This window comes from Streptomyces sp. M-16, assembly GCF_052114405.1.
In the GTDB taxonomy this organism is placed as follows: Bacteria; Actinomycetota; Actinomycetes; order Streptomycetales; family Streptomycetaceae; genus Streptomyces.
The window spans coordinates 83,409-107,287 of record NZ_JBFRER010000049.1 but is presented as its reverse complement, the minus strand read 5'-3'; the positions used below and the strand labels follow the sequence as shown (position 1 = coordinate 107,287).

At 75.6% G+C, this 23,879-nt stretch carries 14 protein-coding genes; all 14 read right to left on the bottom strand.

Going from position 1 to position 23,879, the window contains the following annotated elements:
* Positions 1–189 precede the first annotated feature (189 nt).
* Positions 190–1,011, bottom strand: coding sequence for a 4'-phosphopantetheinyl transferase superfamily protein (locus tag AB4039_RS22820; RefSeq protein ID WP_266843142.1), 822 nt, complete (start codon positions 1,009–1,011; stop codon positions 190–192).
* Positions 1,012–1,041: 30 nt separating this feature from the next.
* Positions 1,042–2,427, bottom strand: a complete 1,386-nt coding sequence (locus AB4039_RS22815) for a nucleotide pyrophosphatase/phosphodiesterase family protein (RefSeq protein WP_266843140.1) — start codon at positions 2,425–2,427, stop codon at positions 1,042–1,044.
* Positions 2,424–3,668 carry a metabolite traffic protein EboE gene (eboE, locus tag AB4039_RS22810; RefSeq protein WP_442271673.1) on the bottom strand — a complete coding sequence of 415 codons (1,245 nt, stop codon included), beginning with the start codon at positions 3,666–3,668 and terminating at the stop codon, positions 2,424–2,426. The genes AB4039_RS22815 and eboE overlap by 4 nt, the downstream gene beginning before the upstream one ends.
* Positions 3,669–3,689: 21 nt before the next feature.
* Entirely contained in the window at positions 3,690–4,547 is an 858-nt protein-coding gene (locus tag AB4039_RS22805) for a TatD family hydrolase (RefSeq protein ID WP_266843136.1), read from the bottom strand.
* A 31-nt stretch (positions 4,548–4,578) separates the two neighbouring features.
* Complete coding sequence (locus tag AB4039_RS22800) at positions 4,579–5,277, bottom strand: EboA domain-containing protein (RefSeq protein ID WP_442271672.1); 699 nt, start codon at positions 5,275–5,277, stop codon at positions 4,579–4,581.
* Positions 5,274–6,185 (bottom strand): sugar phosphate isomerase/epimerase family protein, encoded by a 912-nt coding sequence (locus tag AB4039_RS22795; protein ID WP_442271671.1) that lies wholly within the window; start codon positions 6,183–6,185, stop codon positions 5,274–5,276. Before AB4039_RS22795 ends, AB4039_RS22800 begins: the two co-directional genes overlap by 4 nt.
* On the bottom strand, positions 6,182–7,144 hold the full coding sequence (locus AB4039_RS22790) for an SCO3242 family prenyltransferase (protein ID WP_442271670.1): 963 nt from the start codon (positions 7,142–7,144) through the stop codon (positions 6,182–6,184). The genes AB4039_RS22795 and AB4039_RS22790 overlap by 4 nt, the downstream gene beginning before the upstream one ends.
* The gene (locus AB4039_RS22785) at positions 7,141–8,352 is read right to left on the bottom strand and encodes an inositol-3-phosphate synthase (protein ID WP_442271669.1); all 1,212 of its coding nucleotides are present in this window, start codon (positions 8,350–8,352) and stop codon (positions 7,141–7,143) included. The genes AB4039_RS22790 and AB4039_RS22785 overlap by 4 nt, the downstream gene beginning before the upstream one ends.
* Before the next feature lie 46 nt (positions 8,353–8,398).
* Positions 8,399–9,184 carry a Tat pathway signal sequence domain protein gene (locus AB4039_RS22780; protein ID WP_266843129.1) on the bottom strand — a complete coding sequence of 262 codons (786 nt, stop codon included), beginning with the start codon at positions 9,182–9,184 and terminating at the stop codon, positions 8,399–8,401.
* Positions 9,185–9,317: 133 nt separating this feature from the next.
* Positions 9,318–10,739, bottom strand: coding sequence for an MFS transporter (locus tag AB4039_RS22775; RefSeq protein WP_266843127.1), 1,422 nt, complete (start codon positions 10,737–10,739; stop codon positions 9,318–9,320).
* Positions 10,736–11,770 carry an ornithine carbamoyltransferase gene (locus tag AB4039_RS22770; RefSeq protein WP_266843125.1) on the bottom strand — a complete coding sequence of 345 codons (1,035 nt, stop codon included), beginning with the start codon at positions 11,768–11,770 and terminating at the stop codon, positions 10,736–10,738. Before AB4039_RS22770 ends, AB4039_RS22775 begins: the two co-directional genes overlap by 4 nt.
* A gap of 4 nt (positions 11,771–11,774) precedes the next feature.
* Positions 11,775–18,317, bottom strand: a complete 6,543-nt coding sequence (locus tag AB4039_RS22765) for an amino acid adenylation domain-containing protein (RefSeq protein WP_442271668.1) — start codon at positions 18,315–18,317, stop codon at positions 11,775–11,777.
* The gene (locus tag AB4039_RS22760) at positions 18,314–23,521 is read right to left on the bottom strand and encodes an amino acid adenylation domain-containing protein (protein ID WP_442271667.1); all 5,208 of its coding nucleotides are present in this window, start codon (positions 23,519–23,521) and stop codon (positions 18,314–18,316) included. Before AB4039_RS22760 ends, AB4039_RS22765 begins: the two co-directional genes overlap by 4 nt.
* Positions 23,522–23,603: 82 nt before the next feature.
* A complete protein-coding gene (locus tag AB4039_RS22755; RefSeq protein WP_266843120.1) occupies positions 23,604–23,831 on the bottom strand; it encodes an MbtH family protein in 228 nt (75 codons plus the stop codon).
* Positions 23,832–23,879: the final 48 nt, after the last annotated feature.

Genomic DNA, 23,879 nt, shown 5'->3' with positions numbered 1-23,879 from the left:
GGGCGGCGGCGGGCACGGCAGCGGGCACGGCGGGCACGGCGGCGGGCGTGGGCGCGATGGGGGCGGCGGTCTGGAGGGCGGGCTGGGCCATGAGGAGCTCCGGGAGGGGTGGGTTCTCCGTGCGGGGAGGCCGTGCGCCCGCCCCCGGACCCCGCCGCGGGGGCGGGAGCGGGGGCGGGCGGACGCGGGTCAGGCGGGACGGTGCCGGTGGACCGCCCCGAGGGGGGAGCCGTCGACGGGGCGGGCCAGGGAGGCCGACCAGTTCCCGTCGAGGTCGAGGTCGTCGATCTGCCAGCTGCTGACCTCGCCCTGGTAGCCGTGCTCCACCTCGACGGGGCCGGCCGTGCCGGGCCGGACGTCCAGCGCGTTGAGGTCGATGCCGAGGAGCCCGAGCCCGACTCCCTTCAGAACGGCCTCCTTACGGGTCCACACCCGGTGGAAGGCGGCGGTCCGCTCGGGCCCGGCGGGCAGCGACAGGATGTACGCGTGCTCGGCGGGCGCGAGCACCACACTGGCCAGGGAGCCGGACTCGACGGGCCGCAGGGCCTCGACGTCCACCCCGATCCAGTCGCCGGCGTGCAGGGCGAGCACCCCGCAGCCGCTGGTCCGGGTCAGGCTCAGCGCGAGTCCGACGGCGGGCGCGGACACGGCGGGCGGGCCGTGCTCCAGGTCACCGCAGCCGGGGCACACGCGGCGGCCGAGGGCCACCTCACGTGCGTCCACGCCCAGCAGCCCGCCGATGGCGCGCCGGGCGCCGGCCCGGGTACGGATGAACGCGGCGGCGTCCCGCTCCAGGCGGAACCGCCGTGCGCGGACCTGCTCGACCTCGTCGAGCAGGTCGAAGTCGGCCTGGTCGACCCGGTCTTCGAGCGGCCACCACCAGACGTGGGCCTCGCCGGTCTCCCGGAGTCTGGCCGCCTCCCGTGCGGCCGATTCGGGCACGGGCAGTACACCGGTGTGGTCGGTGTGGTCGATGCGGCCGCGGACGGCGGCCAGGGTCTGGCTGGTCATCGGATCCTCCTCTCCCCCTTGAGGGCGTTGTCAGGTCAGTCCACCCAGGCGCAGGAGCAGGTCCTTCACCTCGGTGGCGTGGTAGCGGGCGCGTTCCTGCGACGGGTCGGAGCAGAGCAGCAGCGGTCCGTCCCGGTCGTCCTCGGGCAGCCGCCCGTGGCTGCCGCGGACGCAGCCCGGATCGAGCGGCACCACCTGGAGCGGTGCGCGCAGGCCCGCCTTCTTCTTCAGCACGGCGAGGCCGGCCTTCGCCTTGGCCGCCGGATCGGCGGGGTCGAAGAAGAGTTCGGCCGGGTCGTAGCCGGGTTTGCGGTGGATCTCGACGCCGCGCGCGAAGTCGGGGGCGCGGCGGTCGTCGAGCCAGTAGTAGTAGGTGAACCAGGCGTCGGGCTCCGATACGGCCACCAGTTCGCCCGCGTTCGGGTGGTCGATGCCGTAGTCGGCCTGCTGGGTGCGGTCCCAGACCTCGTCGACCCCGTCCAGGCACTTCAGGACGTCGCGCACGCGCGGGACGTCGGACGGGTCGGCCACGTAGACGTGCGCGGCCTGGTGGTCGGCGACGGCGAACGCCCGTGAGGTGTAGGGGTCGAGGTACTCCATGCCGCGCTGGGCGTAGACGGACAGCAGTCCCTCGCGGCGCAGCGCGCGGTTGATGTCCACGGGCCGGCTGACGGGCGAGATGCCGTACTCGCTGAGGGCGACGACGGTGGTGCCGCGTTCGCGGAGGTCGTCCAGGAGCGGGCCGAGCGCGGCGTCGGCCTCGCGGGCGGCGCGGACGGCCTCGGGGCCGTCGGGGCCGAAGCGCTGGAGGTCGTAGTCCAGGTGCGGGACGTAGATGAAGGACAGGTCGGGGTCGCGGGTGTCGGCCACGTGCCGGGCGGCGCCGGCGATCCACCGGGTGGAGGTGAGGGAGGCCGTCGGACCCCAGTAGTTGAAGAGCGGGAACTCGCCCTGGGCGGCCGTGAGTTCGTCACGCAGGGCGGCCGGGACGGTGTAGCAGTCGGGAGCCTTTCGGCCGTCGTAGTGGTAGACGGGCCGGGGGGTCAGGACGGTGTCGACGTCGGCGCCCATGGCCCACCACCAGCACAGGTAGGCGGTGGTGTGGTCCGGGTCGTGCCGCCGGGCGGCCTGCCAGACCTTCTCGCCCCGCACCAGGGCGTTGTGCTGGCGCCACATCATCACTTCGCCGTGGTCGCGGAAGTACCAGCCGTTGCCGACCGCCCCGTGGTCGCGCGGCAGCGTCCCCGTGGTGAGGGTGGCCTGGACCGTGGCGGTGACGGCGGGGAACACCGTGTCGAGGGGGGCCGCGAAGCCCCGCTCGCCGATGGCCCGCACGTTGGGCATGTGGGGCAGCAGCCGTGGGGTGAGGCCGACGGTGCACAGGACGGCCGTCTTCTTCCGGGCGGTGGGGGTCATGAGCCGGGCTCCTTCTGCGCGGCGGACGGTACGCGGGCGGGCGGTACGGGAGCGGACGGTACGGGGGCGGGCGCCGTGCGGGTCAGGCCCAGTGCGGTCAGCTCCCGGGCGGTCCAGTCGAGTTCGGCGGCGATGCCCCGGGCCAGCCCGGCGTCGCCCACCGGCCGGCTGCCCTCGGGCAGCACCGACCAGGTGTACGTCTCCACCTCGATGTGGTCGGTGACGGCGTGGTCCCCTCCGAACAGGGCCCGGAGGGTGTCGCGCAGCACCGGCCCGGTGGAGGCCAGCGGCGGGGCCGGCTCCTCGTGCAGCGGTACGTGGTAGTGGATCCGCCAGGGCGCCTCGCCGGGCAGGGCCCCGGCCAGCGCCGGTCCCAGGTCGTCGGAGCCGAGCAGGGCGCCGCCGGCCGGGGCGGCCTCGCGGGTCTGGTGCAGGAAGCGGGGTTCCGCGAAGGCCGCCAGGGCCTCCCGGACCCGGGGGTCCGCAGGGTCGGCGGCCTGGAGGGCGCTGGACGCCTGGACCTTGACCACCTGGAGTCCGGCCGTCAGGAGTTCGGCGACGGCGGCGTCCGGCTCCTCGTGGGCGACGGCCAGGTGGCAGGCGTCCAGGCAGAGCCCGATCCATTCGTGGTCGACGCCCTTGAGCGCCTCGACGGCCTGCGCGGTGGTCTCGGCGACGCAGCCCGGTTCTGGTTCCACGGCGACGCGCACGGTCCGGCCGGTCTCCGCCTCGATGCGGCGCAGTCCGGCCGCGAGCTTGTCGAGCTGGCGCGTGGCGGCGGCCCGCTGGGTGCGCGACCAGGCGGTGCGCCAGGCCAGCGGCAGGGTGGAGACCGAGCCGCGTTCGGCGTCGTCGGGCAGCAGCCCGGCCAGGACCCGGGCCAGGTTCAGGGTGTAGTCGAGGCGGGCGGGCTCGGACCAGTCCGGGTAGTACACCGCCCGCTTGACCACGGGGGCGTGGAAGCCCTTGTACGGGAACCCGTTGAGGGTCACCGTCTCCAGTCCGCGGGCGGTGAGCTCGCGGCGCAGCCGGGTGACGGCGGCCGGGTCGGCGGCGAGGGCCGCCGCCGCGTCCACCGGCAGCCACAGGCCGAGTCCGATGACGGACTCCCCCGCGGCGCGGCGGACCGGTTCCGCGTACGCGGCGAGCTGGGCGGTGATGCCCTCCAGGGTTTCGGCGGGGTGCACGTTGGTGCAGTAGGCGAGGTGGACGGCGGTGCCGTCCGGGTGGCGGAAGCGCATCAGGCGGCTCCTCTTTCCTGATCAGTTTCCGCCGCGGGCGATCGAGTTCCCGGCGTACAGCCCCGCGGCCTGCTCGTCCGTGTAGCCGTCCAGGCCGAGCCGGCCGGACTGCGCGTAGAAGGCGACCGGGTTGCGCCACAGGACGCGGTCCACGTCGTCCTCGTCGAAGCCGGCGGCGAGCATGGCGTCGCCGGTGGCGCGGGTGAGGAGCGGGTCGCTGTGGCCCCAGTCGGCCGCGGAGTTGACGAGGACGCGCTCGGTGCCGTGCTCCTTGAGGATGGCGACCATGCGGTCCGGGGTCATCTTGGTGTCGGGGTAGATGGAGAAGCCCATCCAGCAGCCGGAGTCGCGGACCTCCCGGACGGTGACCTCGTTGAGGTGGTCGAGGACGACGAAGCCCGGGTCGATTCCGGACTCCCGGATCACGGCCAGGGAGCGGGCGGTGCCGCCCGCCTTGTCGCGGTGCGGGGTGTGGACGAGGGCGGGCAGGCCGAACTCGACGGCGAGGGAGAGCTGGACGGCGAAGGCGTGCTCCTCGGCGTCGGTGACGGTGTCGTAGCCGATCTCGCCGACGGCGACGACCCCGTCCTTGGCGAGGTAGCGCGGCAGCAGGTCCAGGACGGGGGTGCAGCGCGGGTCGTTCGCCTCCTTGGGGTTGAGGCCGATGGTGCAGTGGTGGCTGATGCCGAACTGCGCCGCGCGGTAGGGCTCCCAGCCCAGGAGGGCGTCGAAGTAGTCGGTGAAGCTGGAGGGGGAGGTGCGCGGCTGCCCAAGCCAGAACGCGGGCTCGACCAGCGCGCGGACGCCGGCGGCGTGCATCGCTCGGTAGTCGTCCGTGGTGCGGGACGTCATGTGGATGTGCGGGTCGAAGATGCGCATGGTCGGGCTCCGGTAGGGGTGGGTGACTGGGTCAGTGGTCGAGGGTGGCTACGGTCCACAGGTCGGCCGGCACGGGGCGGTCGGCGGCGCGCCGCTCTGCGGCGAACCCGTGCGCCATCCGGGCCAGTTCGGCGTCCCGGCGCTCGTGCAGTCCGGCGACCTTGGCCAGCGGTATGCCGGTGAACAGGCACTTGAGGACGGCCTGGCGCCAGCGGTACTGGTCGAGGTGGGCGCGGGCGTAGGGGCCCAGCGCGGCCGCGATGAGCCGGTTGTCGTTGGTCCGCAGGGCGTCGTCGGTGAGGTGCACCGCGCGGGCGCCGAGCGGGAGGAAGGGCAGGGCGCGCAGTACGCCGCGGCGTTCGGCGGCGTCCCCGTGGGCGTAGCGCTCGCCCGCTTCGCGGGCGAGGGCGGCGCCGGAGGTGCCGTAGCGGGTCAGGGCGAGCAGGAGGACGGCGCGGACGGCGTCCTCGACGGCCCAGTCGGCCCAGCCGGGCAGGGGGCCGCGGCCGTAGTCGCGTCCGGCGGCCGGGAAGCGGCGGTCCAGGGCGGCGGGGCCCTCGGCGGCCACGGCGGCGGTGTCGGCGGCGAGCCGGACCCGGTGGTCCTGGTCGAGCACGGAGCGCAGGGACTCCTCCAGGGTGCGCAGGGTCAGCGCGTCGTGGACGGCTTGGTCGGCGGCGGCGGTGGCGGGTGCCACCGGGACGGGCTGGGCGAGGGTGGGGGCGGTCATGCCGGTACGGCCTCCTTCAACGGCTCTTGCGGCGGACGGGTGTCGCGGGACGCGCACCGGGCGGCCGCCTCGCGCAGGAACGCGATGCTGTGGCGGGCGGTCTCGGCGCCGGCGTGGCTGTGGCGGGGGAGTTCGACGGAGACGAGCCCCCGGTAGCCGGCGCCGGCGAGGGCGCCGAGCACGGGCGGGAAGTCGATCTCCCCCTCTCCGAAGGGCAGGTGTTCGTGGGTGCCCCGGCGCATGTCCTCGATCTGGACGTGGGCCAGGCGGTCGGCGGCCAGTGCCACGCAGTCGGCCACGGGGTAGGGCTCCAGGCAGCGGCAGTGCCCGATGTCCAGGGTGAGCCGGAAGCGGTCCGGGCGGCCGAGGTCGGCCAGCAGCCTGCGGTATCCGGCGAGGTCGGCGACGAGCATGCCGGGCTCCGGTTCGAAGGCGAGGTCGATGCCCGCGGCGTCGGCGTGGCCGACGGTTTCGGCGCAGCCGTCGACCAGCCGCTGCCAGGCCTGTTCGCGGGTGGTCTCCGGGTCGGGGGTGCCGCTCCAGAAGTGGACGGCGCCGGCGCCCAGTTCCGCGCCGATGCCGACGGCCCGGCGCAGCAGGTCCAGGCGCAGCTCCCGGCCCTCGGGTTCGGCGGAGAGGAGCGTCGGGCGGTGCTTGCGGCGCGGGTCGAGGAGGTAGCGGGCGCCGGTCTCCACGACGACGGCGAGACCGGTGGCGTCCAGGGCGCGCCGGACCTCCTCGACGCGCGCGGCGAGGCCGGGGGCGTACGGGTCCAGGTGCTGGTGGTCGAGGGTGAGCGCGACGCCCTCGTAGCCGAGGTCGGCGAGGAGGCGCAGCGCGTCGCCCAGGCGGTGGTCGGCGAGGCCGTTGGTGCCGTAGGAGAACCGCGGTCCGGTCGGGGTGCTCATGTGGAGGACACCTTCCGGGAGAGGCCGCGGACCAGCGGCAGGGCGGCGGCGAGGGGTACGGCGACGCGCGGCGCACCGGCCCGGGCGGCCAGGGCGGCCTGGAGGGGCAGCAGGGCGTGGATGCCGGCTCCGACGGCCCGGCGCACGCGGGGGGCGGCGGGGTCGCGCAGGACGCGGGTGAGGGCGGGTCCGAAGCTCGTGGCGTACAGGGCGAGGGCGGCCGCCTGGGCGGGTCCGGTGCCGCGGTGCGCGGTGCCGGCGACCGCGGCCGCCGCGGCGGCGAGGGTCAGGGCCGCCTCGCGGGGCGGGGCGCCGTCGACCTCGTGGCGGCTGAGCCGGGTCAGGCCCAGGGTGTGGACCGCCACGGCGGCCGCCGGGACGAGGGCGGGGCGGACCGGGCCGGGCCCGGTGCCGTGCAGGACGTCCAGGGCGCGCGCGGTGGCCATCACGGCGGGGCCGAGGGGGGTGGCCTTGGCGCCGAGGTCGTAGGCCCACACGGCGGCGGCCAGGGGCAGGGTGCGGCGCAGGGCGGTGCGCGGGCCACCGGCCAGGGCGGCGATGCCGAGACCGGCCGCGGTCAGCCCGGCGGCGGTGGCCAGGGCGGCCTCGGGGCGGATCCGGCCGGAGGGCAGCGGGCGTTCGGGCCGCTCCACGGCGTCGAGCTCGCGGTCGGCCCAGTCGTTGAGGGCCATGCCCGCCCAGTAGAGGCAGACGGAGGAGGCGGCGAGGCCGAGGGTGCGGGGGCCGGTGCCGCGTCCGGCGGCGAGGGCGCCGGCCAGGACGTCGCCGGGCACGGTGATCGCGGCGGGCGCCCGGACCAGCTCGGCGTAGGCGCGCAGGGTGCGCCGGGCGCGGAAGGCGCGGCCCGGGAACGGCGGCAGCCGCAGGGGTCCGCTCCCGCCGGCGGGTCCGGCGGTCCCGGGGCGGGCGTCGTGCGCCGCGGCGGTGGCGGTGGTCACGGCCGGGCCCCCGTCAGCGGATCGGCGCCCGTCGCGGTGGACACCGGGGCGGGGTGCGCGGCCCAGGCGGTGAGGGCCTCGTACTGGAGGGTGAGGTTGTGCTCGGTGGAGCCGGCCGGGTCCTTGAAGAAGAACCCGAGGGCGGCCAGGGCCCCGGACTCGCCGCGCCGCCCGGCCAGCGCGGCCAGCCGTACGAGGTCCAGGACCAGCGGGGCGGCCAGCGCGGAGTCGCAGCCCTGCCAGGTGAACTGCATGGTCATCCGGACGCCGAGGAAGCCCTCGAAGGAGATGTGGTCCCAGGCGGTCTTCCACTCCCCCATCTCGGGGACGTTGTCGATGTGCGTCTGGCCCTGGACCGCGTGGCCGACGGTCTCCTCCAGGCTGCGCTGCTTCGACTCGGTCTTGGAGCGGGCCGCCGCCGGGTCGGCGAGGGTCGCGCCGTCGCCGCCGCCCAGCAGGTTGGTGCCGGACCAGGACCGCAGGCGCAGGGCGCGCTGGGTGAACATCGGGGCGAGGGCGCTCTTGACGAGGGTCTCGCCGGTCTTGCCGTCGCGGCCGGCGTGCGGGACCCCGCGCAGCCGGGCCAGTTCCTCCAGGGCGGGCAGGGCGGCGCCCGCCGACGGGGTGAAGTTGACGTAGGAGCAGCCCGCGGTGAAGGCGGCGTAGGCGTAGAGGGAGCTCGCCGGCAGGGTGACGGAGCCGGCGGTGAGGGCGGCCTCCAGGGAGGCCAGGCTCAGGAAGGCGGGGTCGGGTTCGGGCAGCGGCTCCGTGGAGGAGACGTTGACGACGACCACCTGCTCCAGACCGTGCCGGTCGCGGAAGGCCGCCATGTCCTCGGCGAGGCGGGCGGCGGTGTCGGACTGCGACTCGCCGGGGCGGACGCCACCGTCGCGGATCTCCAGCTCGGCGGCGGCCAGCGGGGTGTCCAGGGCCTTGAGGACAGCGAAGGGCAGGACGCCCGCCTCGGCGAGTTGGCCGGCCCTCGCCGACAGGGGGGTGTCGACGACGTCGTGGCCGCCGAACACCAGGTCGGCGAGGGCCGGCAGAGGTGCGTCACGGAACGGGGGCGTTTCGGTGACGCACCCGACGGGGGAGGCGGCACCCGCGACGATGGCGGCGGCGCCGGCGATGGCGGCCGTGGCGACCGAGCCTCGCGCGCCGACCATCCAGACGCCGATTCGGGGTGAAGATCCGGTCGTGTCTCGCATGGTGTGCCATTCCTCCTGAGTCGTGTGGAGCGGGGGGTCAGCCGGACTACTTGCCGAGGTCGACCGGGTAGGGCCAGACGTCGAAGGCCTTGGTGACCTTCTCGTCGGAGCGGCACAGCCACTTGTCGGTGACGTGGCGGACCACGTGCCTGGGCAGGTGCTTGTTGTCGTTGGCGTCGTTCACCGGCTTGGCGATGGACTGGAGCTCCCAGGCCGCGCCCGCGAGGCGGTTGATCTGCGCCCAGAACCGGCGGTCGATGCCGAGCAGTTGGAAGGACTGCAGGTAGGCGTGCCAGCGGTGGTAGGCGTGGGTGGCCTCCGGCGGCGTGTAGTTCATCATGTGGACCTTGTTGCCGGCCGGGCGGCGCGGGTCGAACAGGGTGCCCTGGCCGAACTCCTGGAAGGCGAAGACCAGTCCCTTGGGGTCGTGGCCGTACCACTTGTCGTAGACCTTCTTCTGCTCGCGGGAGAGCAGCTCGAAGTGGGCCTTGTTGGGCTGGATGAGCTCCATCCAGCTGCGCGGGTAGCGCCCGCCCTGGCGGGTGGCGAGCCAGGCGTCGTAGGACTTGGTGAAGCCGCCGAAGGGCGCCGTGATGGCCGCGACCGCGGCCTTCATCCCGTCCGACGGCGTGTAGTAGGACATCTCGTCGTACTCGTACCAGAACTCGCTCGCCCAGCGGTCGCCGACCAGGCCCTCGACCTTGGGCAGCTGCGGGCGGCGGCCGTGGGCGGCCGCCGGGCCCGCGCCGAGGACGGTGACCGCGGCCGCGGCGCCTGCGGCGCCCAGGGCGGTCCGCAGGACGCTCCTGCGGTCCATGGAGTTGAGCGGCATGGTCGTGCTCCTTCTGGCTCTGTCTCGGATGCGGACGGATCATCGGGGGGTGCGATGGGTTTACTCTCCCGGGCCCCGCCATACCTGCCCTATATCGCTGTTCGCGCAGGTCACAGGCGGGGCCCGGAGGTGGCTACGCGGGCTCCGGGGAGCCCTTCTCCAGGGGGTTGCGGCGCAGGGACGGCGACAGCAGCGCGACGAGCGCGGTGACGCCCATGGCGACGCTGAGGCCCAGCACGGTACGGGTGGGGCCGAAGGCCTCCAGGGCGAAGCCGGCGGCCACGGGACCGGCCGCCATGGCGCCGCCGCCGACCAGCATGGCGAGGGAGTTGGCCCTGCCGCGCATCCGGTCGGGGGCGACGCGGACCATGAACACCCCGCCCGCGACGTTGAACACGCCGCCGACGTAGCCGCTGGCGGCGAACAGCGCGCCCAGGGCGTAGGGGTCGCGCAGGAACGCGACGGGGACCATCAGGGCGGTCCAGACGGCCAGCCCGCCGAGCACCAGGGTGCGCAGCGAGAAGCGGGTGGCCCACCAGCCGCCGGTGATGGCGCCGACGAGTCCGCCGGCCCCGCTGAGGGAGAGCACGACGCCGATCTGGAACTGCGAGCCGTGGTTCTCCTGGATGCCGGTCATGACGGCGAGGTTGAGGCCCTGGAACAGCACGTTGGAGACGGCCACGGCGGCCATCACGGCCCGCAGGAAGCGCTGGCGCCACATCCAGACGAGCCCCTCCTTGATCTCCCGCACCAGATCGGGCCGGGGCCCGGTGCGCTCGGCCTGGAGCTTGCCCCGTACTCCGAAGAGCAGGACGACGGAGGCGAGTTGGCCGACGAGGGCGGCCACGTACGGGAAGGAGGAGCCCAGGGCGACGAGGCCGCTGCCGAGCGGTTGTCCGGCGATGGCGGCGCCGCGGGTCCGGGCCTCGTTGCCGGTGAGGGCGGCGGGGAGCTGCTCCGTGGGGACGACGGCGGGGACCGCGGCCCGCTCGGCGAGCTGGTGCAGCACCCCGAGGGTGCCCTCGGTGAAGGCCGCCGCGAGCAGGGCCCAGAGCCAGACGTGCCCGCTGAGCAGCAGGGCGGCGACGGCCCCGGCGACCAGCGCCTGCCCGAGGCCCGCGCCGATCATGATCCGGCGCCGGTCCCAGCGGTCCACGAGGGCGCCGCCGGGGAGCTGGACGAGGAGCTGGGGCAGGAGGAGGGCGGTGCCGACCAGGCCGGCGTCACCGGGCGAGCCGGTGATCCACAGGACGGTGAGCGGGTAGGCGACGGCGGTCGCCCGGCCGGCGAGGAGCGAGAGTCCGGCGCCGCCCCACAGCAGCCCGAAGTCGCGGTTGCGACGCAGCGGAACGCCTGGCGACGGGGCCTCGCCGTGCTCCGGGCCCGGGGCCGCCTCCCCGCTCCCGGATGGGGCCTCGGGCTCGGCCCGGCCCGTGGGCCGGGACTCCGTGCCCGGGTCGGTCCGGGGCTCCGGGGCGTCTCCCGCCGGGGGGGAGGCTGCCAGCTCCCACGGGAGGACCGCCGGGTCCGTCACCGTCTTCGGCGGCGGGGTCACCGTACGGCCGTCGCGAGGTGCGCGTCGTCCAGGTCCGCGGCGAAGCGGGGGCCGGTGGCGTCGCCGTCCGCCGGAGCGGAGTGGGTGTACTCCAGTACGGCCATGGCGCTGTGCATCTTGTTGGTGGCCTGGGCGAAGGCGATGCTCGTCGGACCGTCCAGGACCTCCGCGGTGACCTCCTCGCCCCGGTGGGCGGGCAGGTCGTGCATGAACACGGCGCGCGGGCTGGTCTCCCACAGACCGGAGGTGACCTGGAACGGGGCGAAGATCTCGCGCCAGTTCGCGTCCGGCTTCTGCGTGCCCGTCGTCTGCCAGCGGGTCGTGTAGACGACGTCGAAGCCCTCGGGCAGCACGTCCATGTCGTGCCGTTCGACGAGCACCGCCCCGGTGCGCGCGGCCCGGGCGCGGGCCCGGTCGGCGATGGAGGGCAGCAGCCCGTAGCCGGGCGGCGTGCGCAGCTCGAAGTGGACGTTCGGGAACCGGGTCAGGGCCAGGGCCAGGGCGGCGGCGGTGTTGTTGCCCTCGCCGACGTACAGGACGCGCAGTCCGTCGACGCGGCCGAAGTGGCGCAGCAGGGTGGTGAGGTCGGTGAGGGCCTGGGTGGGGTGCTCCTCGGCGCTCATCGCGTTGACCACGGCCATCCGGTCCTGGGCGGCCCAGCCGCGCAGTTCCGCCTCGGGGCCGGCGGTGCGGGCGACGAGGACGTCGAGCATGCCGGAGAGCACGCGTCCGGTGTCCTCCACGGACTCTCCGGTGTTGAGCTGGAGGTCGCCGGGGCCGTACGCCACGATCCGGGCGCCCACGCGCAGCGCCCCGGAGGAGAAGGCGGTGCGGGTGCGGGTGGAGGTCTTGGCGAAGTAGACGCCGGCGACCAGGCCTTCCAGGGCGCGGGAGCGGGTGACGGTGCCCGCCGAGAACTCGGCGCCGCGGGCGACGATCCGGTGCAGGTCCCGGTCGGTGAGGTCGTCGATGGAGATGAGGTGGCGCGCCGGGCGGCGGCCGCCGGGGTCGTTCGTGTGCTGCGGGTCCATCGGATCAGCCCTTCTCGGGGTGGTCTGCGCCGGTGTGGGGAGCGGCGGCTTCGAGTGCGGTGGCGGTCCGCGCGACCGTGTGGTTGCGCAGCGCGGTGGCGAGGTCGAGGGTGAGCCCGTGCCGGCGGGCGGCGACGAGCAGCGGGGCGACGAGCAGCGAGTCGCCGCCGAGGTCGCGGAAGTCGTCGTGGACGCCGACCTGTTCGAGGCCGAGGACCTCGGACCAGACCTCGGCGAGCACCTTCTCCAGGTCGGTGCGCGGGGCGGTGTACGGCAGGGGTGTCGCGGTGGCCCGGCGGGAGGCCAGGGCGGCCTTGTCCCGCTTGCCGTTCGCGGTCAGCGGGAGCCGGTCGACGACGGTGACGGCGGCGGGGATGGCGGCGGCGGGCAGGACCGCCCGCAGCCGGTCGCGCAGGGCGGGGACCTCGACGGAGTGCCCGTCGGCCGGGACCACCCAGGCGGCGAGCCGCTTGCCGCCGTCGGCCGCGTCCACGGGGGTGACGAGTGCCTCGCGGACGGCCGGGTCGGCGGTCAGGGCGGCCTCGGCCTCGCCGGGCTCGACGCGGTGGCCGCGTACCTTGACCTGCTCGTCGGCGCGGCCGGTGAACTCCAGCCCTCCCCCGGGCAGGATGCGGGCGAGGTCCCCGGTGCGGTAGATGCGGGTGCCGGGGAGGCCGTACGGGTCGGGCAGGAACGACGCGGCGGTCAGGGCGGGCGCCCCGGCGTATCCACGGGCGAGTCCCTCGCCGCCGAGCCAGACCTCGCCGGTGATCCCGTCGGGCACGGGCCGCAACCGGTCGTCGAGGATCCGCAGCAGCACCCCGGGCAGCTGGGAGCCGAGCGGGACGAGGGTGCGCCGGGTGTTGGGGCGTACGTGGCCGAAGGTCGCGGCGACGGTGGCCTCGGTGGGCCCGTACTCGGCGCCGAGCAGCATCCGCCCGCCGGCCGCGGCGATGCGGGCGGCGACCCGTTCGGCCTGCGCGGTGGGGTAGGCGTCGCCGGCGCAGACCGCGATCGCGGCGAGGCCGCCCAGCTCGGAGTCGCTCAGCTGCGCCTCCAGGAGCTGGAGGTGGCCGGGCGTGAGGCCGACGAAGGCGTACGGGGCCCCGGCCATCAGCAGCGGGCCGAACTCCCCCGGCTGCCAGTCCTGCGGCAGCAGGCGCACCGGCTGCCCCGTCATCAGCGGCGCGTACAGGGCGGGCAGGCCCAGGTCGAAGCCCACCGAGGTGAACCAGGGGGCGCCGCCGGAGCCGGTCTCGGCGTAGGCCCGTACGGCCCAGTCGAGGTAGTGGGCGAGCGAGCGGTGGCTGATCTCGACGCCCTTGGGGGTGCCGGTGGAGCCGGAGGTGTACAGGACGTAGGCGAGCCGGTCGGGGTCCAGGTCCAGCCCCAGCGGGCCGTCGTCTCCCTCGTGGGAGACCTCTTCGGCGAGCAGGATCCGCCCGGCGCCGGCCGTCCCGGCGAACCGGTCGGCGTACGCGCCCTGGGTGAGCGCCAGGTCGAAGCCGAGCGCGGACAGCCGGGCGGCCGGGGTGCAGGGGTCGACGGGCAGCTGCGCCGCGCCGGCCTTCCACACGCCGAGCAGGGCGGCGACCAGGTCCGGCCCGCGGTCCAGCAGGACGGCCACCCGGGTCTCGGGGCCGGCGCCGAGCGCGCGCAGGCGGCGGGCRATCCGGTTGGCCCGTGCGTCCAGTTCCGCGTACGAGGTGCCGGAGCCGTCCGGGGTGCCCGCGCCGGTGAGGGCGGTGGCCCAGGGGGTGCGCGCGGCCTGGGCCTCGAAGCCGGCGAGGGCTTCGACGGGGGTCTCGGGGTGCGGGAGGGCGGGGGCGGCGAGGCGGTAGTGCTCCTGGTGGTTGGGGAAGCCGCTCCGGGCGTCGCCGTCGGCCCCGGTGCGGGCCATGTCGGTGAGGACCGCCTTGTAGAGGGCGGCGAGGCGCTCGGCGTTGGCCTTGGCGAGGGTCCGGGTGCGGGAGGCGATCGAGAGGTGGCCGCGCACCGGCGTGCCGACGACGAGCGGGAACTCGTTGGGGCTGTCGTCGCGGCTGGCCATGATGTCGATGAGCTCGACGTCGACCTGGTGGAAGTCCAGGTAGTGGAAGAGCACGTCGATCAGGTGGCTCTCGCCGCCGGCCACGCGCATGGCGGGCATCGGGTAGCGGCGGTGGGGCCACAGTTCGACCTCGCGGGCGAAGACCTCCCGGGCGAGCTCGCCCCAGGTCGCGGCGCCCTTGCGGTAGGGGAAGGGCACCGAGTTGAGGTACATGCCGGAGACCCGTTCGGCGCCGGCCTCCTCGGGGCGCGCGTCGGCGACCATGCCGCCGCGGAAGCTCCCGGCCCGGGTGAGCATCGACAGGACCTTGCTGTGCGCGGCGTGCAGCACGCTCTTGTACGGGACCTCCGCGGCGGAGGCGAGGGCCCGCAGGCCGGGCTCCACGTCGCCGAGTTCGAGGTCGATGCGGTAGCGCTCGTCCGCGCCGAGCGGGTCGCCGGCCCAGCCGGTGGGGATGGTGAACTTCTCGTGGCCGTCGACGAGTCCGCGCCAGTAGTCGCGGTCCTCGGCGGACTCCAGGGAGCGCAGTTCACCGGCGATGAAGTCGGCGTAGCGGACGGCCGGGACGGGCGGCGCCGGCTCGGGCTCGCCGCCGGTGCGGATCGCCCGGTAGGCGCGCAGCAGTTCCATGAGCTGGGAGTGGTAGCTCCAGCCCTCGATGACCGGGTGGCACTCGGTGATGGACAGCCACCAGCTCTCGTCGTCGACGAGGTGGACGGCCATCCGCATGAGCGGGGCGACGGTGAGGTCGAAGAGCTCCTCGCGGTCGCGGTCGGCGAAGGACCACAGGGTGGACTCGCGCTCCTCGCGCGGCAGGTGGCGCAGGTCCTCGAAGAGGCAGGGCATCGATACGGAGCCGGCCTCGTGCACCAGCTGGAGGGGTTCGCTGTAGCCGGAGAGGGCGAAGGAGGTCCGCATCACCTCGTGGCGCTCGACGATCAGGTCCGCGGCCCGCTGGAACACCGCCGGGTCGAAGGGGAGTTCGTCGCGGATCCGGAAGGAGGTGATGTTGTGGTAGCGGTTCTCGCCGCTGCGGCCGTGCATCTCGACGAGCATGCCCGCCTGGATCCGGGAGACCGGGTAGGCGTCGGTGACGCCGTGCGGCAGGGTGATCCGGTCCTCTTCGCCGATCAGGGCGAAGGGCGCGACGGGGCCGTCGGCCCGCTCGGCGGAGCCGTCGCCGGCCTGGTCGCCGAGGGCGGCGCGCAGTTTGGCGACCGTACGGTGCTCGAAGACGTCGCGGACGCTGGTCTCCCAGCCGGCTTCGCGCAGGGCGCCGACGAGGGAGACGGCGCGGATGGAGTCCCCGCCGAGGTCGAAGTAGTTGTCGTGGACGCCGACGGTCTCCAGACCGAGGACCTCGGCCCAGACGGCGGCGATGGAGGCTTCGGCGGCGTCGCGCGCCCCGACGTGTTCGCCGACGGTGGTGGCCTCGCGGCCGGGGGCGGGCAGGGCGCGGCGGTCCAGCTTGCCGTTGGCGGTCAGCGGGAGCGCGTCCAGGCGCAGGTAGGCGGAGGGGACCATGTAGGCGGGCAGGGCCTCGCCGAGCGCGTCGCGCAGGGCGGCGGGGGCGAGGTCCGCGTCGTCGGCGCCGGACGCGGGGACCAGGTAGGCGACGAGCTGCTTGTCGCCGGGGGTGTCCTCGCGGACCAGGGCGACGGCCTCGGCCACGGCGGGCAGCGCGGTGAGGGCGGTCTCGATCTCGCCGAGTTCGATGCGGTAGCCGCGCAGTTTGACCTGGTGGTCGATGCGGGCGACGAAGTCGAGGCTGCCGTCGGGCAGGACCCGGGCGAGGTCTCCGGTGCGGTAGATGCGGGCGCCGGGGGCGCCGTAGGGGTCGGGCAGGAAGCGTTCGGCGGTCAGGTCGGGGCGGCCGGCGTAGCCGCGGGCCAGGCCGGTGCCGCCGATCCACACCTCGCCGGGGACGCCCAGGGGCAGCGGGCGCAGCCGCTCGTCGAGCACGTACATGGTGGTGTTGGGGACGGCCCGGCCGATGGAGACGAGCTCGGTGGTGACCGGGCCGTGCGCGGTGCCGTCGGYCGGCAGGAAGTGGGCGGAGTTGCCGACGGTGATCTCGGTGGGTCCGTACTCGGCGGCGAGGCGGGTGCCCCCGGGTCCCGCGGCGGCGGCCCAGCGTTCGGCGAGACGGTGGGTGAAGGAGTCGCCGGCGGCGATGACCAGCCCGGCCAGGTCGCGGATCTGCCCGTCGGTGAGCTGCTGCGAGAGCAGGTCGAGGTGGCCCGGGGTGAGCTTGATGAAGGCGTACGGTCCTCCGTCGGCCAGCAGGGTGCCGAGGTCGGCGGTGTCGAAGTCCTGCGGGAGCAGGTGGACGGCCTGCCCGGTCATCAGGGGGGCGTACAGGTCGGGGACGCCGAGGTCGAAGGCGACGGAGGAGAACAGCGGGGCGCCGCCGGTGCCGGCCGTGGCGTAGGCGCCGGCGGTCCAGGTGAGGTAGTTGGCCAGGCCGCGGTGGCCGATGAGGACGCCCTTGGGCTTGCCGGTGGAGCCGGAGGTGTAGATGACGTAGGCGAGCTGGTCGAGGTCGTACGCGGTGGGCAGTTCGGCCTCGGCGGTGGCCAGGGCGGTCCGCTCGGCCGGGTCGTCGACGACGACGAGGCCGGGGCCGTCGAAGCGGCCGGCGTGGCGGGCCTGGGTGATCACGAGGCGGGTGGCGGTGTCGCCGAGCATGAAGGCGATGCGCTCGTCGGGGTATCCCGGATCGATCGGCACGTAGGCGGCGGCGGCGCGCCAGATGCCGAGGAGGGCGGCGACGAGGTCGGGGCCCCGGTCGAGCAGGACGCCGACGGTGTCGTCGGGGCGGACTCCGAGCTGGACCAGGCGGCGGGCGAACCGGTCGGCGCGGGCGTCGAGTTCGGCGTAGGTGAGCTCGCCGGCGGCGTGCCGGACGGCGACCGCGCCGGGGGTGGCCGCGATCCGGTCGGCGATGGTCTCGAAGACGGGCCGCAGGGCGGCGGCGTCCACGGGGGCGCCGACCGGTTCGGCCGGGCCGTCGAGCAGCAGGGCGCGCTCGGCGGCGCCGAGGAAGTCGAGGGTGGACAGGGGGGCGCCGGGCCGTTCGGCGACGGCCGCGAGCAGGGCCGCGTAGTGGCCGGTGATCCGCTCGGCGGTGGCGGCCTCGAACAGGTCGGTGGAGTACTCCAGGGCGCCGTGCAGGGAGCCGTCGGCGCGTTCGGACAGGTGCAGGGTGAGGTCGAAGCGGGCGATGCGGCCACTGGCGGCGACCGGGGTGACGGTGAGACCGGGCAGGTCGGGGCTGTCGGACCCCTGGCCGGAGGCGAGGTCGAACATCACCTGGAAGAGCGGGGTGGTGGACAGGTCCCGTTCGGGTTCGAGTTCGTCGGCGATCTTGTCGAAGGGGGTGTCCTGGTGGTCGAAGGCGTCCAGGACGGTGGTGCGGTTGCCGGCGAGCAGCTCCCGGAAGGCCGGGTCGCCCTCCCAGCGGCCGCGCAGCACCAGGCTGTTGTAGGCGTAGCCGGCCATCTGCCTGAGCTCGGGGCGGGTGCGGCCGGACACGGCGGTGCCGACGGCGACGTCCTGCTTGCCGGTGTAGCGGCCCAGCAGTGCCTGGTAGGCGCTGAGCAGGACCATGAAGAGGGTGGCGCCCTCCTGTTCGGCGAGGGCGCGCAGCCGGGCGGCGACCTCGGCGGGCACGTCGAACCCGGCGACGGCGCCGTCCCAGCCGCGGACGGAGGGGCGGGGCCGGTCGGTGGGCAGGCCGAGGGGCTCGGTGCCGGCGAGCTGTCCGCGCCACCAGTCGAGGGCGGCCTCGGCCGCGGGGCCGGACTGGCGGGCGTTCAGCCAGGCCGCGTAGTCGGCGTACTGGACGGGGGGTTCGGGCAGGACGCCGTCCAGCGGACCGGTGACGGTGCCGGCGGCCCGGTAGCAGGCGGCCAGGTCGGCGAGGATCAGCGGCCGGGTCAGGGCGTCGCAGGCGATGTGGTGCATGACGACGACCAGGACGTGGTCGTCGGCGGCGAGGCGCAGCAGGCGGACCCGCAGCGGGGCCTGTGCGGCCAGGTCGAACACCTCGCCGGCGCGGGCCTGGGCGAAGGCGGCCGCGGCGGCGTCGCGGTCGGCCGCGTCGATGCCGGTGACCTCGCTGACGGCGTAGTCGACGGGGCCGGCCGGGTCGACGACCTGCCGGGGCTCCCCGCCTTCGAGGAGGTAGCGGGTGCGCAGGATCTCGTGGCGGGCGGCCAGGGCGTCGAAGGAGCGGCGCAGGGCGCTCTCGTCGAGGGTGCCGCGCAGCCGGTGCGCGAGCGGCAGCAGGTACTCGGGGCTGTCCGGGTCGAGCTGGTGGAGGAACCACAGCTGGCGCTGGCCGGCGGAGAGCGCCAGCGGGGCCTCCCGGTCGGCGCGCGGGATCCCGGTGCGGGCGGGGCCGCGGCCCGTGGTGCGGCCCGCGCGTCCGGCGAGCCGTCGGCGCAGCAGTTCCGCCCGCAGCTCGTCCTGCGTGGGTGCGGTGGGTGCGGTCACGGCTGGTACTCCCTGTGGGCGATGGCGAGTTCGGCGTGGTCGAGGGTTTCGATCTCGGTGCGTACGGCTTCTTCGACGGCCGCGGCGAGTCCGGCGACGGTGGGGTGTTCGAAGACGGCGCGCAGGGGCATCTCGACGTCGAACTCCTCGTGGAGGCGGGCGATGACGCGGGCGGCGAGGACGGAGTTGCCGCCGATCCGGAAGAAGCCCTGGCGGGCGCCGATCCGGCGGGTGGTGCCGTCCTCCCCGGCGAGGACCTCGGCCCAGATCTCGGCGACGATCTCCTCGACCGGGCCCTCGGGCGCGGTGTAGGGCTCGTCGGAGAGGGCGGCGGCGAGGTCGGGGGCGGGCAGGGCCTTGACGTCCACCTTGTTGTGGCGGGTGAGCGGGATCCGCGGGACGGGCACCAGCAGCGCGGGGACCATGTAGTCCGGCAGGCGGCGGGCGCAGTGGTCCAGGAGTTCCCCGTCAGCGGGCGGGTTGTCGCCGCGCGGGACCCAGTAGCCGATGAGCGCGGCCGTGGGGCCGGTGCCGTGGACGACGACGGCGCACTGGGAGACCCCCGCGTGCTCGGCGAGGACGCCCTGCACCTCGCCCGTCTCCACGCGGCGGCCGCGGATCTTGGCCTGGCCGTCGGCGCGGCCCGCGAACTCCAGGGTGCCGTCGGGCAGCATCCGGGCGCGGTCGCCGGTGCGGTAGAGGCGGGCGCCGGGGGGCCCGTACGGGTCGGGGACGAAGGCGGCGGCGGTCAGGTCGGGGCGGCCGTGGTAGCCGCGGGCCAGTCCGGATCCGCCGACGCACAGTTCGCCGGTGGTGCCGTACGGAACGGGCTCCAGGTACTCGTCGAGGACCCGGGCCGTGACGTGCGGGTAGGCGCGGCCGACGGGGACGGCGGCGGCGGTGTCGTACGCGTCCCAGCGGGTGGCGGCGATGGTGGTCTCGGTGAGCCCGTACTCGTTGACGAAGCGCAGCAGGCGGCGGGACAGGTCCCGGGCCAGGGCGGGCGGGCACGGCTCGCCGCCGGTCTGGCCGACGAGGGGGCGCCGCCCCAGGCCCGCGTCGATGAGCATCTGCCAGTGCGGCGGCGCGACCTGGAGGTGGCTGACGCCGTGCTCCTCGATGAGCCGCAGCTGCGCCGCGTGGTCGGCGAGGTCCCGCTCCCGGGCCAGGACCACCCGGCCCCCGGCGACGAGCGGCATCAGCAGCTCGGTGCAGGAGATGTCGAAGGTGGGCTGGGCCAGGGCCAGCCAGGCGTCGTCGGGGCCCTGCCCGAAGTCCAGGTGGGCCTGGGAGGCGCGGAGCATGGCGAGCAGCGTGCGGTGCTCGACGGCGACGCCCTTGGGGCGCCCGGTGGAGCCGGAGGTGTACATGATGTACGCCAGCCGGGCCGCGTCGGCCGGGGCCCCGCCCGGGTGTGCGGTACGGGACCGGGCGTCGATCCCGTCGGCGGCCAGTGCGGGGTCGCTGCAGGCGGCGAGGGCGGCGGACGCGCCGGCCGCGTGGCCCGCGGCGGCCGCATCGGCCGCGTCGGCCGGGGCGGTCGCCCCGCCGTCGAAGGCGGCGAGGCGCTCGTCGGTGTCGACGGCCAGCCAGGGCCCGTCGTGGTGGCCGCGCAGCCGGGCGGCGCCCGCCAGGTCGGAGACCAGGAGCCGGGCCCCCGCGTCGTCCAGGACGTAGCCGAGGCGTTCGACCGGCGCGGCCGCGTCGAGCGGCACCCAGGCGGCGCCGGCCTTCCAGACGCCGAGGTAGGCGGCGATCAGGTCGGGGGTGCGGCCGAGCATGACGGCGACCGTCGTCTCGGGACCGGCGCCCAGTTCGCCGAGCCGCCGGGCGAAGGCCTCGGCACGGCGCTCCAGTCGGGCGTAGGTCCAGCTCTCGCCGCCGCAGACGACGGCGGTCTCCCCGGGGTTGGCACGGGCGGTGGCGGAGATCACGGCGTGGACGAGGTCGTCGGCCGCACCGGCGGTGCCGGGCTCGGGGGCGCCGGGGCCGAGGGCGAGGATCTCCTCGCGCAGGGAGCCGGGCAGCAGCGCGGCCCGGTCCAGGCGCACCCACGGCTCGTCGACCAGGGACTCCAGCAGCCGCACCCAGCCGGCCGCGAAGCGCTCCACGGTGGCCGGGTCGAAGAGGGAGGTGGCGTACTCGACCAGGCCGAGCAGGGAGCCGTCGCCCTGGCGCTGGAGCACGAAGGTGAGGTCGGTACGGGCGCTGCGCCAGGCCCCGCGGAAGGCCTCGATGTCGCCCTCGGCGGCGGCCGTGCCGGTCCGGCCCTCCTCGTGGAGGTCGAACATGACCTGGTAGAGGGGGGTGCGGCCGGGGTCGCGGGCGTCGTCGAGCTCGGCGACGAGGCGGTCGAAGGGCAGGTCCTGGTGGGCGAAGGCACTGCGGGCGGTGTCCCGGACCCGGATCAGCGCCTCCTCGAAGGTGGCGTCGGCCGGGGCGTCGCAGCGCATCACCAGCGTGTTCAGGAAGAAGCCGACGACATCGGCGACCTCCGGCCGCTCCCGTCCGGCGACGGGCACGCCGACCGGCACGTCCCACTGGCCGGTCAGCCGGGCGACGAGCGTCCCGAAGACGGTCAGCAGGGTCTGCTGGAGGGTCGCCCCGTGGCCGCGCCCGAAGGCGGCGGCCCGGTCGGCGAGTGCGGCGGGCACGGTGAACACGTGGGCGGCGCCGACGCCGTCGCGGACGGCCGGACGGGCGCGGTCCGCGGGCAGGTCTGCGGGGACGGACCCCTCCAGGGCCCGCTTCCAGTGGGCCAGTTCCCCGGTCGCGGCGGATCCCGTCAGCCGGCGGCGCTGGTGGACGGCGTGGTCGGCGTACTGGACCGGCAGGGCCGGGAGCACGGCGTCGGTGCCGTGGTGCGCGGCCTCGGCGAGGGCCAGCAGGTCGCGTTCCAGGACCACCGAGGACCAGCCGTCGCAGGCGATGTGGTGAATGGACAGGACCAGGTGGAGGGAGCCAGCGCCGCGGACGGTCAGGGCGCGCCAGACGGGGCCGTTCTCCAGGTCGAAGGGGCGGCTGAACTCGTCCTCGATCAGGACGTTGCGGGCCTCGGCGGTCTCGGCGCGGGTGGTGCGCAGCTCGACGTGCGGGGCCGGGTCGGCGATCTGGACCGGCTCGGTGCCGCGCAGGACGTAGCGGGTGCGCAGGATCTCGTGGCGGGCGGCGAGTCCGTGCAGGGCGGCCGCGACGGTGTCGTCGGCGTAGGCGGGCGGCAGGGTGATGAAGACGGGCGCGTTCCACTCGGCGCTGCCGGGGCGCATCCGGTCCATCAGCCACAGGCCCTGCTGGCCCGGCGAGAGCGGCAGTCCCGCTTCGGTGCGGGGCACGGGCCGCACGCCGTCGTCGCCGGCGGCCGCGGTGGCGTCACCGTTGTCGGCGGTGGCGGTGCCCGCGAGGGCGGGGGCGTCGGCCAGCAGGGCGGCCTGCGACTCGACGGTGGTGGCGGTGAACAGGGCGCGCAGCGGGACCGTGGTGCCGGAGGCGGCGGACAGGGCCTGGGCCAGCCGGCTCAGCAGCAGGGAGGCCCCGCCGAGCTGGAAGAAGTCGTTGGTGGCGCCGATCCGGGCGGCGGGGATGTCCAGGAGGGCGGCCCACTGCTCGGCGACGACCCGCTCGGCGGCGGTGCGTACGGGGACGTGCGCGGTCTCCGCCTCGGCCGCCGCGGAGGCGGGCTCGGGCAGGGCGGAGCGGTCGATCTTGCCGTTGGCGGTGAGCGGGAAGTCTGCGACGGGCACGTAGACGGAGGGGATCAGCGGGTCGGGCAGGGAGCGGCGCAGGAAGGTGCGCAGTTCCTCGGGGCGCAGCCGCTCGCCACGGGAGCGGACCCAGGCGACGAGGCGGTGTCCGCCGTCGCCGTCGGGGACGGCGGCGGCGACGGCGCCGCGCACCCACGGGTGGGCGGCCAGCGCGGCCTCGACCTCGCCGGTCTCGATGCGGACCCCGTTGACCTTGACCTGGTGGTCGAGGCGGCCGAGGTACTCCAGGGTGCCGTCGGCCTGCCAGCGGACCCGGTCGCCGGTGCGGTAGAGCCGCTCGCCGGGCGGGCCGTAGGGGTCGGGGACGAAGCGTTCGGCGGTCTGGTCGGGGCGGCCCTGGTAGCCGAGGGCGAGGCCGATGCCCCCGGCGTGCAGTTCGCCGGGGACGCCGACCGGGACGGGACGGCCGGCCGGGTCGAGGACGAGGGCCCGCATGTGGGCGATGGGCCGGCCGATGGGGACGGCGCCGGTCTCCTGCGCGGGGTCCCAGCGGTGCTCGGTGATGTCGACGGAGGCTTCGGTGGGACCGTAGGTGTTCCAGATCTCGGCGCGCGGGGCCAGTTCGGCGAGGGCGCGGCAGAGTTCGGCGTGCAGCGGCTCGCCCGCGCTGAAGATCAGGCGCAGGGCGGTGGCGCGCTCCCAGCCGGACTGTTCGGCCAGGCGCCGGTAGACGGAGGGGACGCCCTGCAGGACGGTCACCTTGTGGTCGCCGACGGCGCGCAGCAGCGCGGCCGGGTCGCGTTCGGCGTCCTGGGGGGCCACGGCCACCGCTCCCCCGCTGATCAGCGGCGAGAAGAGCTCCAGGCCTGCCGCGTCGAAGCCGACGGTGGTCTTGAGCAGGAAGCGGTCGGCGGGGCCGAGCTTGTGCCGGTGGGCCAGCCAGCGCACCCGGTTGGCGATGCCGGCGTGGGGGACGAGGACGCCCTTGGGGCGGCCGGTGGAGCCGGAGGTGTGCAGGACGTACGCGGGCCGGGCCGGGTCGGGGGCGAGCGGGAAGCCGGCGGCCTCGGCGGCGGAGACGGAGTCGGGGGCGTCGGCGACGTCCAGGACGGTGAGTCCGGCGGGCAGCCGCGCCGCGGTGCCGTGACCGGCGAGGACCACGGTGGCGCCGGCGTCCTCCAGGACCAGCGCGAGCCGGGCCTCGGGGTAGGTCGGGTCGAGCGGGACGTAGGCGCCGCCGGCGAACCAGACGCCGAGCAGYGCGGCGATCAGCTCGGGGCCGCGCGGCAGGCAGACGCCGACGAAGTCGCCGGGCGCCACTCCGCCGGCCCGCAGGGCGGCTGCGTAGCGGGCGGCGTGGTGCTCCAGATCGGCGTAGGTCCAATCGGCCCCCGTGGTGGCGAGGACGGCGGGAGCTTCGGGGGTGCGGGCGGCCTGGGCCCTGAACAGGCCGGGCAGCAGCAGACGGCCGGGGGCGGATCCCGACTGCGTACGGTCGTTCACGTTCTCTCCTTCATCGGGATCGGGGGTGGCGTCGGCCGCTTCCCGGGGCCGGGGCGCCCGGGTGGCCCGCACGTCCGGGTGGTCAGGCGGCGGAGCCCGCGGACATCCGGCGGCGCAGGCTCGCGGGGCGCAGGTCGGTCCACAGTTCGGTGATCCGGGCGAGGCATTCCTCGCGGGTGCCCTCGGTGCCCTCGGCGTGCCAGCCGGCGGGCAGGTCGCGGTCGGCCCACCAGATCGAGTACTGCTCCTCGTCGTTGAGGACGACGCGGTGGACCGTGTCCGCCTGGTTCTCGTTCTGCTGTTCGCTCATCGCTGTTCCCTTCGCGTGGTCAGGTGTCGCCATCCTTGAAGAGGCCGC